The sequence below is a fragment of the Vibrio lentus genome (genome assembly GCF_002875945.1).
Lineage (GTDB): Bacteria > Pseudomonadota > Gammaproteobacteria > Enterobacterales > Vibrionaceae > Vibrio > Vibrio apostichopi.
Map to the genome: position 1 here is coordinate 23,716 of NZ_MCZK01000060.1, position 9,694 is coordinate 33,409.

At 40.1% G+C, this 9,694-nt stretch carries 15 protein-coding genes and 1 pseudogene; 7 read left to right on the forward strand and 9 right to left on the reverse strand.

The annotated features are described in order from the left end of the window. Positions 1–109: 109 nt before the first annotated feature. The 8 genes from BCT49_RS04930 to BCT49_RS04965 form a co-directional block, all read right to left on the reverse strand. Positions 110–889 (reverse strand): hypothetical protein, encoded by a 780-nt coding sequence (locus BCT49_RS04930; RefSeq protein ID WP_102434372.1) that lies wholly within the window; start codon positions 887–889, stop codon positions 110–112. Further along, the gene (locus tag BCT49_RS04935; RefSeq protein ID WP_102434373.1) at positions 876–2,075 is read right to left on the reverse strand and encodes an AAA family ATPase; all 1,200 of its coding nucleotides are present in this window, start codon (positions 2,073–2,075) and stop codon (positions 876–878) included. The genes BCT49_RS04930 and BCT49_RS04935 overlap by 14 nt, the downstream gene beginning before the upstream one ends. Positions 2,076–2,719: 644 nt before the next feature. Continuing rightward, positions 2,720–3,295 carry a hypothetical protein gene (locus tag BCT49_RS04940; RefSeq protein WP_102434374.1) on the reverse strand — a complete coding sequence of 192 codons (576 nt, stop codon included), beginning with the start codon at positions 3,293–3,295 and terminating at the stop codon, positions 2,720–2,722. Further along, positions 3,295–3,714 (reverse strand): hypothetical protein, encoded by a 420-nt coding sequence (locus BCT49_RS04945; RefSeq protein ID WP_017078648.1) that lies wholly within the window; start codon positions 3,712–3,714, stop codon positions 3,295–3,297. The genes BCT49_RS04940 and BCT49_RS04945 overlap by 1 nt, the downstream gene beginning before the upstream one ends. Further along, the gene (locus tag BCT49_RS04950; protein WP_102434375.1) at positions 3,701–4,540 is read right to left on the reverse strand and encodes a hypothetical protein; all 840 of its coding nucleotides are present in this window, start codon (positions 4,538–4,540) and stop codon (positions 3,701–3,703) included. The genes BCT49_RS04945 and BCT49_RS04950 overlap by 14 nt, the downstream gene beginning before the upstream one ends. 74 nt (positions 4,541–4,614) lie before the next feature. Then, positions 4,615–4,746 (reverse strand): hypothetical protein, encoded by a 132-nt coding sequence (locus BCT49_RS26250; RefSeq protein ID WP_261383261.1) that lies wholly within the window; start codon positions 4,744–4,746, stop codon positions 4,615–4,617. Between the two features lie 56 nt (positions 4,747–4,802). Then, on the reverse strand, positions 4,803–5,351 hold the full coding sequence (locus BCT49_RS04960; protein ID WP_102434376.1) for a toxin YdaT family protein: 549 nt from the start codon (positions 5,349–5,351) through the stop codon (positions 4,803–4,805). Between the two features lie 58 nt (positions 5,352–5,409). Continuing rightward, positions 5,410–5,613, reverse strand: coding sequence for a helix-turn-helix domain-containing protein (locus BCT49_RS04965; RefSeq protein ID WP_017078654.1), 204 nt, complete (start codon positions 5,611–5,613; stop codon positions 5,410–5,412). A gap of 145 nt (positions 5,614–5,758) precedes the next feature. Here BCT49_RS04965 and BCT49_RS04970 point away from each other — a divergent pair, with 145 nt between their 5' ends. The 7 genes from BCT49_RS04970 (at position 5,759) to BCT49_RS05000 (ending at position 9,075) form a co-directional block, all read left to right on the forward strand. Beyond that, positions 5,759–6,406, forward strand: a complete 648-nt coding sequence (locus BCT49_RS04970; RefSeq protein ID WP_016788513.1) for a LexA family protein — start codon at positions 5,759–5,761, stop codon at positions 6,404–6,406. Positions 6,407–6,544: 138 nt separating this feature from the next. Next, positions 6,545–6,817 carry a hypothetical protein gene (locus BCT49_RS04975; RefSeq protein WP_102434377.1) on the forward strand — a complete coding sequence of 91 codons (273 nt, stop codon included), beginning with the start codon at positions 6,545–6,547 and terminating at the stop codon, positions 6,815–6,817. A gap of 10 nt (positions 6,818–6,827) precedes the next feature. Further along, positions 6,828–7,145 carry a hypothetical protein gene (locus tag BCT49_RS04980; RefSeq protein ID WP_102434378.1) on the forward strand — a complete coding sequence of 106 codons (318 nt, stop codon included), beginning with the start codon at positions 6,828–6,830 and terminating at the stop codon, positions 7,143–7,145. A gap of 70 nt (positions 7,146–7,215) precedes the next feature. Then, positions 7,216–7,992, forward strand: a complete 777-nt coding sequence (locus BCT49_RS04985) for a hypothetical protein (RefSeq protein WP_102434379.1) — start codon at positions 7,216–7,218, stop codon at positions 7,990–7,992. 169 nt (positions 7,993–8,161) lie between these two features. Further along, positions 8,162–8,416 (forward strand): hypothetical protein, encoded by a 255-nt coding sequence (locus BCT49_RS04990; protein WP_102434380.1) that lies wholly within the window; start codon positions 8,162–8,164, stop codon positions 8,414–8,416. Then, positions 8,413–8,793: a hypothetical protein gene (locus tag BCT49_RS04995; protein WP_102434381.1), complete on the forward strand. Its 381-nt coding sequence runs from the start codon at positions 8,413–8,415 to the stop codon at positions 8,791–8,793. Before BCT49_RS04990 ends, BCT49_RS04995 begins: the two co-directional genes overlap by 4 nt. An 81-nt stretch (positions 8,794–8,874) precedes the next feature. Next, on the forward strand, positions 8,875–9,075 hold the full coding sequence (locus BCT49_RS05000) for a helix-turn-helix transcriptional regulator (protein ID WP_016798515.1): 201 nt from the start codon (positions 8,875–8,877) through the stop codon (positions 9,073–9,075). Between the two features lie 56 nt (positions 9,076–9,131). Here BCT49_RS05000 and BCT49_RS25655 read toward each other — a convergent pair. After that, positions 9,132–9,694, reverse strand: a pseudogene (locus BCT49_RS25655) (hypothetical protein); the annotation flags it as partial.

Consider the following 9,694-nt stretch of genomic DNA (forward strand, 5'->3'; position numbering starts at 1 on the left):
CCAAGGGATTGTTTAACGCGCTAAAACGCAAAAACCCCACCGAGTAGGTGAGGTTTTGACTGTGGTGATTTTGCTTCATTATTGGGTAATTGTCAACCCAACATTATTTCTATTGTTCTTGTTTCGATGATACGGCATTTTCCAAATCAGACTCCAAACCAGCCGACAGCTCCTTTAGCCTAGAAGTTTTCTTTTTGTTACCTGATTTATCATCTTCAGAAAAAGTAACGTTTGCAGACTCATGCGCAGAACTTGCTGAATTTTGCATTTCGTGCCTTGCAATAGACTTCTTATAAGATGCGTATTCATTTTCCAAAGATTCCTTAAAACCTTTAGCAGTACTAAGAGCTGACGCTTTCATTTCATCCAGTTCTTTAGCAAATACTTCTCTTTCCGACTTAGTCTCCTTACCTAATTCTTTCCTACACCACTCTCTTGCTTCATCTCTGGCAACAGTTTTGTTTGTTCTCCAAGCGATATAACCTGAAATTACCAACAATATAGAAAATGTAGTGAATATGAACCCTAACATCTGATATAGATCATTAACCCTATCAGTAACATTCTTATCTATATACTGAAGATCTCTCTCATATAGTAAAACCTTTGAGTGATAAACTCTTAACTCTTCTTTAGTTGCACCCAAGGCATCCATTTTCTCAATTTTTTTGATGAGTTCGTACAGCCTAGTGTTAACCTCGCTGTATAGCACCTTATCTTCATTATTATGAACAACTAAATTCATTTTATTAGCTTTTGTTTCAACCTCAGGAACTACTATAAGTTCAGCTCTAGTTTGTGATCCAACTATATGAGCATGTGCAGATATTGATAGCAAAGAAAAATATATAATTAAGGATAACAAATAGAAAACTCTAATTTTCGGCATCAAAACACACCGTCAACGTTTCTAAATCAACACCTTTCGATTGAGGGATCCCACCAAGTTTACCATCAATATATAAGTCACCGATATTTCCACGATCGTTTCTAATTGGTAGTTCGTCTAGTCGATAACAAAAACTCTCATTATCCACTTTATCAACAAGAATAACCCTGTACTTACCTAAAATATCCAATATTTCAGTACTGTGTGTCGATATAATTAATTGCGCTCCATTTTTATTAAATAACAGATCGTCAAATAGCGCTAATAATAAAGGTGTAATCTGAGGGTGAAGGTGTATATCGAACTCATCTAACGCTAATATCCCACCAGAGCGTAAAATTAAAAAATAATTACCTAAAGTTTTATATAGTTTTTGAATTCCGCTCGAAACCTTATTTATTGTCAATCTAACTTCTTTACCTTCCACCTCATGAACAAATAGAGGAAAATAAATTGTCTTGCCTTCATGATCGATTGTTTCATCAATTTCAATTGTTTTAATTGATGGTTCGATTGATCTAATTACTGCATTTACGCCTCTAAATGTGTCTTCATCATCGTGATAAATTTTTGTCAAATCAAATAAGCCTGATTCAATATCAGTATGTCCGGAATAGCCTACATTTGACAATATTCTACTAAAGAACGAATTTGCAACTTCAATAACATGCAACTTGTCAGAAAATTCATTATTCTCTACTAGTGCCATTACCGATGCATTATTTTTTAAGGTGACAGTTTTCAATTCTCCGAAATCAGGGCCTAATGTTGTAATTTCACGTTTAACACGTGTATAAGCCTTCTTTAATCTACCTTCTTTTTCTCGATACTTTAACTCTTCAAACTCTATCCCTTGCTTAGTAAGATGAATTTCATATACGTAGAATATTGATTCATAAATAAACTCAATCTTTATAATTGACGGTTTATCATTGTAGAAATAGCTATCAACATATACACGCTCGTCTTTATGCAGTCTCGCTCCATAACCACAAACTGTCGACAACAAATCAAGGACTTTAAATAAATTAGTTTTACCGGAGCTATTCGCGCCTTTAATGCACATTACATTCGAAAGCTCACGGCCTTTCTTTACGTTATCCGGTGTCTTTCCGTCAAATTCAAAATTGAGTTCGGACTCTTCTTTAAAGCTACAAAAGTTACTAAACTTTAAGCTCTTAATCATGGTTACGTTCCACCTATGCGGGGTAAAGGTTGCAAGAAACTCTCAAAACAACTGGTTAACTCAAGGATTATGCCAATATTGACATGAAATCAAAGAAAAATCACTTCAAAAGAGATATTTTTCTTTCCTCTCAATATAACCGACATCACAGCAACGGCATGTTCTTCTTACTCAGCATTAATTTTAACTCGAATCACGCATGGCTTTGTGGACATCTATCACGACACATATTTAGCATAACCCGTGCCCCAAGTTCGGTTTTAGCCGACGTAACGTTGTCAATGAGGCACTGTTCATAAGTGTTGTACTTAGTACCGTTGTAAAACAGCGCTATCAATACAGTAGCGGCAATGATAGATTTCTTCATAATATGACCTGGATTTAACTAGATAAATAATTCGAAATGATACATTTAGCATTACCACTTCTAAAGCCAAATTTACGAGAACAAAACGCCCCTTTCGGGGCGTTTGATTCCAAGGGCAAGCGAAGGTGTAGAAGCCCCCTTAACTCTTCTACACCTCCACTTAATCACACTCACCTTAACCATTCCAACTCGCCTTAAACCCATGTGTTTCATACCCCATCAAGCTTTTTATCAATTTCAAATAACAAAAAACATAACGAGATATAGCTCGAAAAGCTCATGCCACCATCTCTTCATCTAACTGGCCTTGGAGTGCCAACGCTGCTGCTGTTCTTTTGTTCGTAAGCCAAGTCACTAACTTAACCAATATCTTCTGGTAACGATGAAAGCGTGAATAAGTAACAGGTAAGGTTTGGCAGAAGTAAGCAAAGCGGGTTTCTTGAGTCCAGCCTATTCGACCACCATCGCAGCATGGGCAGGTTCTTCTTGCTCGGTTCTTGGCAATGTATTTACCGCTGCCATTACATTCAGGGCAGACTTGGCCGAACTGCTGCGTCGCTTCTGCAATCGCGGTAGAGACTAAAGCTTGGAGCGCTTTATCTGGGTATGGGCCTCTCCATGTTTCCATTAGCGTGTTGGCTTCAATCAGGGTGGCTTGGTATAGCTTTTTCAATGCAGGCTTGTCTTGCAAGCACTCAACGAACAACACCAGAAACCCTACTGGTGATTCCTTCCATGCTAGACCGACAATTGCCAGCTGCTCATCCTGAGAAAGTAACCCCTTCCCACCTAGCGATGGTTCGTAGTTGATCCCTTTTACATTGAACTTTGCCAGTAGCTTTTCAAATTGCATTACGCCCTTGCTCCCATTGCTGCGACCCTTGCGAACACCGAGTTCTTATTGAACTTGTTTGGGTCTGGTCTTGTAATTTCATTGATGGGTTTAACATTCGATTTGTCGGCTAAACGCATCGTACTTCTTGCAGGTAGTGAACCTGCTTTCGCTTTTTCAGCATACTTCTTCAGTGCTTTGCGATGCTTGGCCCTGGCTTCCCGCTCACTTAGTTGTCCACGACAAACAAAACCCACTTCTTGCGATGCCCAATACTCGATATCCCCTTTGGGCTCACAGCGTAGCATTCGGGTAAAAGCTTCATCGATATCAACCAACTCTTCACGGCCCATGTTAACGAACTCAGGCAAGCTTGGCGGCCACGCATCCCCTTCTAGCAGAGCTTGGCTTACGGCTCTTCGAACATCAGTTACCGACATCGTGGAAATCGCTTGAGTCCAGGTCGATGGTAGTGCCTTGTAAACCCACTTCGCTCCGTATCCCTCCACAAACTTCGCCTGAATCCAATCCTCCACACTCAGGTGCAAAGTCTGGTTGCCCACTTGGTGCGGCAGTGTGTCCGTAGCGGGCGAGCAACTCTGCGTTGTGTTGTTCAACTCGGTTTGCTTGTGATCCTGTGGCTGTGTTGCTTGATTGAGCAGTGCTTGAGTGATTGATTTCATGGTCGTCGTTCCATCGTTCTTGATTCAAGTAAGTCGTTAGGTGAAGCTTATCGAAACCAAACTGGCGGTTTGCTACTCGGTTTTCGACGTCCTGGCAAAGCATGTTGGTGAATACCTCTGGGGGTTCACTTTGCGCTGTCACGATGCTTTTGAATTTTGCTAACGAGTTCTTCTTGGATTTCTTGGTAGGGAATGCCGCCCATAGCCGAGCAAAGCAAGATTCAACCACCGACACATGATCTTTATTGTTTGTAGTCTCTGGTAGTCTCTGTGTAATCTCTGTTTTAGTTTGGCGCTTTTGTGCAGCACAGGTTGACGTATTTGTACTGCACTGCTTGGCGCATTCCGCCAAACTAGAATGGCGCAATTGTTCAATCAAGTTTGGCTCATTGATTTTGTAGAAAATACGGCACGGAACACCCTGCTTTTTCTCTTCAAGAATGGATAAATCACGCAGTTTTTTTCGAGCTGTATCTAACTCTCTACGCGTCATTCCGGTTTCATCTTCCCACTCAGCTTGAGTTTTATAGAAGTAACCGGATGCGTTGGTTCTGCGGCTCCAATAAATCGCTTGGCTTAGCATTAATGCGCCCGTAATGCCTATACCTAGCTTGACGAATGGCCGATGAAAAGCGATGGGCCTATCTAGGAATTCGATCACTTAACCGCCCTCGCCTTCATGGTTTGTAGGATTTGCTTCGCTTTATTGCGCGACACCACATAGCGACAGTTGCCGTTGTTTGCTACCCACAGCATTTGGCCGTGGTAATTTTGATAAGAAAGACTCATTGCACAAAGTTCTCTTGTTTTGTTAATTAACGTGGTTAATAAATGCATTCAGGTGGTCAGCCTTTTTGCGCCATCAATGTTTCTAAGTATTTAAGTAACGGATCATGAGAACCGGCACTCTCTTGTAACTCTCGGTAAGCATCACGAAGTTGGTCAGACGTGGCGTGTTCACTGAGTAAAAGTATCGAACGGAGTGCTTCAGATGACTCTTTGCTAAAATCGGCGAGCAGTTGATCACGGTTCGCCATGGTTTGACATGAGCCAATAGCCGCAACCGAATATCCAAGCGGGTTTAGGAATTGATTCAGTGCAGCTGTTGCCCTAGCTTTAGGTAGTGCTGCAATAACTGCAGGCAACAAATCCATAACGTTAGCTTTGGCCTCTGTGCTTGTTCTGCTGACATAGCGAAATAGATTTTGAGTGTTGTTTGGATTGTTCAAAGCCGACGGTACTTTGAGAAGGTGTTCCCTTTGGCAGTCTTCCTCTTCGTAGATTTTCATCTTGTGATAGAAGCGAGAAATATATTCCGCAATTTGTTCTTTCGTTGCATCACTTCGCCAAGCGACTACCGCGTTATGCATAACGCTTTTTAAACTAGGTTGCATGATTATTCCTTACTGGTTGTTTATCCAGAATGTTGGTGATCAGGTCTATCTGTTCATTTCAGTTAGTATCTTCATGGTCAGTTAATAATTCTTTCACTGACACTTCGCCCCCTGTCGCTTCTGATATTGCACGAATATATTTTGCTGGAGCTTGGTGTTTTCGATTAATCCAATTCCAAACGTGGGACTGACTTACACCTAAAAGCTTTGCTAATGATGTTTGACCTCCTAGAATTTCAGTAGATCGTTCAATAGCGGACATTTCAAACCTCTCAATAACTAACTTTAGTTGTTATTTGAATACAACTTAGGGCAATTGTCAATTAACACATTTTGTTGTGATAATGAACATCACAGTTTGAACGCATTTAAAAATGACAACTAGAGTGGAAGGAAGGAAAGAAAGAATGAGCTTAGCTGAGCGGGTCAAACAAAGACGAAAACTACTTGGTTTATCCCAAGCATCGTTAGCTGAACTAGTAGGAGTTGCGCAGCAGTCAATTTTTAAAATTGAAGGTGGCGTCACAACTAAACCTAGAAATATCATCTCTCTTGCTAAAGCCTTAGAATGCGATGCATCTTGGTTACTAACCGGTAAAGGTTACTCGAACCCTGAACAGGGCTTCGTTAATTCCGAAAACCTAGTTGTACCTCTTCTAAAAAGAGTCCCTTTAATAAGTAATGTACAAGCAGGCAACTGGAAAAGTGTGCAGCTAAACCTTGCTGATGAAGAGTTTGAATGGCAGTTTACACCCGCAAAAGTAAGTGATGATGCCTTTGCATTGCGAGTTACTGGAAACTCGATGACCAACCCCTTTGGCTCTCCTTCCATACCAGATGGCTCAATAGTCATAGTTGAACCCTGCTCTGCACCGGATAGTGGCAAGATTGTTGTCGCGACACTTAATGATGAACCACAAGCAACCATCAAAAAGTTAGAAATTGATGGGCCAAATAAATTTTTAATCCCTCTAAATCCAAGCTATCAACCAATCCCTATTAACGGTAACTGCCGTATAGTTGGCTTTGTAAAACAAGTAATTATGGATTTATAGTCGACCGAAATTACTTACTTCAAACCAAAACCTGCATTCGCAGGTTTTTTTACGCCCACAAAAACAACTTTATGTGTTGACATCATTTACACATTAGGTGTAATTTAAATAACAACGCAATGTGTTAGAGAGAAAAGAATGAACCAACTACCTATTGAAACCATAAATCAAACTCTAGAAGGCTCTAAAGCCATTCAATTACATAGAACGAGCTTCGAACACTTCTTAGCAAAGATGCCAAAAAGCGACCCGTTTTATGACGAGCTAGAACAGCTCATTCAGCTAAGCGATAAATGCAAAAACTTAGAAGTTCGAGTAGCCACAGAAGACGCTCAAACCATTCATAAATTCAATGCTCTTTCTGATCAATTGAGCAATAAGTTGAATTCAATGGTTCTACCAACTAACTAGGAGGTTAAAAGTGACAGTACCAATTGAATTCCCAACATGTGAAAAGCCCGAACTTTCAGCTCGATTATGTAAACGATATGCCAAAGAAATTTCAACCCTGATGGGACGTTGCTTCGAGATCACCATGACGACAGCACATGATGTCTTCTTTGACTTTTCGGCTCATGTTCAACTCATCACTATCGCAGTTCATACCGACGGCTATCGTTCAGAAGGTGATAATCAAGTTGATTTGGAAAGTTATATTCAAGCAGGGAAACACCACGATAAACAGATAACAAAGTGGTTTAAGGACACCAATAAGTACTTAGATGAATTAACGCAATAACACCTCACTTACTTTGTGCAATGAGACTTTAACCAAGGGCTGACCACCCTTTTATAGCTAAGGAATAACCATGTTAAACATCGAACAAATCGCTACCAATGCAGTAAAAAACACACTCGCTTCAGCTGAGTTACAAGAAGCAATTGAGAAGAAAATTGAAGAAACAATCACCAGCGAACTTACCGACTTTTTCCGTAGTTATTCGGACTTTGGGAAAGCATTTCAAGACACGCTAAAAAGCCAACTAAAACTGGATATGGATAACCTTGGCATTCTTGAATACAACCACTTTATCACTACGACTATCCGTGAGCGTTTTAACAAACACATTGAAGGCCCAGTGATAAACCAAGTCGATACCCTGCTAAACGAGATCTGTCCTACAGCAGGCGAAACGGTTCAATTTGATGATTTGATAACCATGTTGAAAGATGGAATTACAGATCATGAATGTGACCATTCTGGAAGATTTATGGTGTGCTTCAAGCGTGGAAATGAAAACTGGAACTCGAGCTTTATCAGTATTGGGTTTGATGGGGAAGCTGAATCAGATAGCTATCGTTCTAACGAGAATAAAAGATTTAGTGAATGCCGTGCATCCATAGAAGTCGATATCAACACCCGTAAAGTAATTGGCTTCGACATTAGCTCTCAAGGCAGCAGTAAAAAAGCAAAAGTAATCACATTCAAGCGCGATTTTGAATCTTATCTATTCCGAATGTATGCCACAGGAAGTGTTATAGATTTTGGTGACATCCACGATCAAGTTATGGAGATTGGAAAAGGCGAAGAAATATCAGCTTACGATATGGATATAGAAACTGGCTACGATTGGGCAAACGACTAAAACAAGAAAACCCTTATCGGTGACCAAACCAATAAGGGCTTACTTTGTGCAATGAGACTTAGAACTAAAGAACCAAGCCTCGCAATCAGTATATAACTGGCTGACCACCAATTTCAAGTACTTAGACTGATTGCCAGGTTTCACCCAGAAACTAAAGGAACTTTGTGTAATGACGACTTCCCTACTTCGAAACTCTCAGGAAGAGTTTATCCATAAAAATATTCATCAAATATTACTTGGTGAAGGCTACGAACACCATGAAGCAAATCGCGCATGCAATTTCGCGATTGAAACCTATCGAACCAACGCTTCGTTCGGAGGCCGTGGTGGAAAGTGTTTCGACTTTTGTTTAGCAAAAGCTCGCCAGTTACTTTCTCCAATGAAAAAGACAGCGAACTCTCGTAAGCGCAAGGCCGAAAAATGAATGAAGAACGCAAGCGCAAACAAGCTGCTGTTCGTGCACAGCGCCTAAGGGATAAGCGTAAGACCAGTGACAATAACGATATCAGAGTGACGTTATCACCCGATGAAATGACAAAGCTTGATGATATTTGCCAGCTCTTCGCTTACCCAAGCGAACCTTACACGCAAGTTGAAGCTTTGCAGTCGCTTATTCACCGTGTTCATGCCGAGATACCAAAGATTGAAAACGATCTCGGTTGCTGCGGTAAGTGTGGTGAACAACTACCACAAGGCTGCGCTAAGTTACGCGAAGGCGGCTTGTTTAATGGGGATGCAATGTGTTGGCACACAACAAACCGAGTACGAATTATGCCACCAGCAAAAGGAGTGGCCCAATGATCAGTTTCGCCGTCTATGCCGTTATTTGTACGGTGTTTTATGTTTGTTATATGAAAAGTTCAATTAAGAAAGGAAATCAAAATGGCTAATTCAACGATAAACCTAGCAACACAACGCTTTTTCATCAGCGATAAAGAGGTTCGTGAAACTCTTGGTATTAGCCAACCTACTCTGTGGCGTTGGACTCAAGAACTTGGCTTCCCAAAAGCGGTGAAAGGGATGAGAGGAAAACGCCCATACAAAGAGTTCATTGAATGGGCGAAAGAGAGAGGAATGGTTTAATATATCAAGCCAGACAAAATTTCATATAATTTCAAGTTTCTCCAAGTTATGCTTTATTATCCATAATTTGGAGTAATTTGTTTCATGCGAATAATTACATAATAATGCTTCATTTTGTCCAAGATACTCTTACTGCCACTAAAAACACTTTCTGAAAGAAGCGAACTATACTTCATCTCCCTAGATTCATCTCCACTAATTCTCCAGTATAATGAACTATGCTTGAACAGTAGAGTCTTCGTATGTATATCATTTAATTTGGAGCTATAATTCCATAGTATTTCATGGGCTCGATTAAATATTGAATCTGATTTTTGATTAAATCCATACGCATAAGCACTTTGTAGTAAAAGAATCTCACTTAACGTTAATTCTATATCCTTGCTCTCGCGTAAAAACAGTATTCCTTTATCTGTAATTGCGCGATACTTATTATATTCATCTCGCTCCCCTGAGATAACTCTATCTAACCATTTTATTTTATTATTAAAATCAATTTCGAGTTCAGATAATGTGAGAGCTGCATTATTTGCTGCACTTATTTTTTCACTTCGCCTGTATTTAACCTCTAATCTCTTTAGCTTATTTATATCTCCCTTAGGCTTTGTTGCGTAATTCA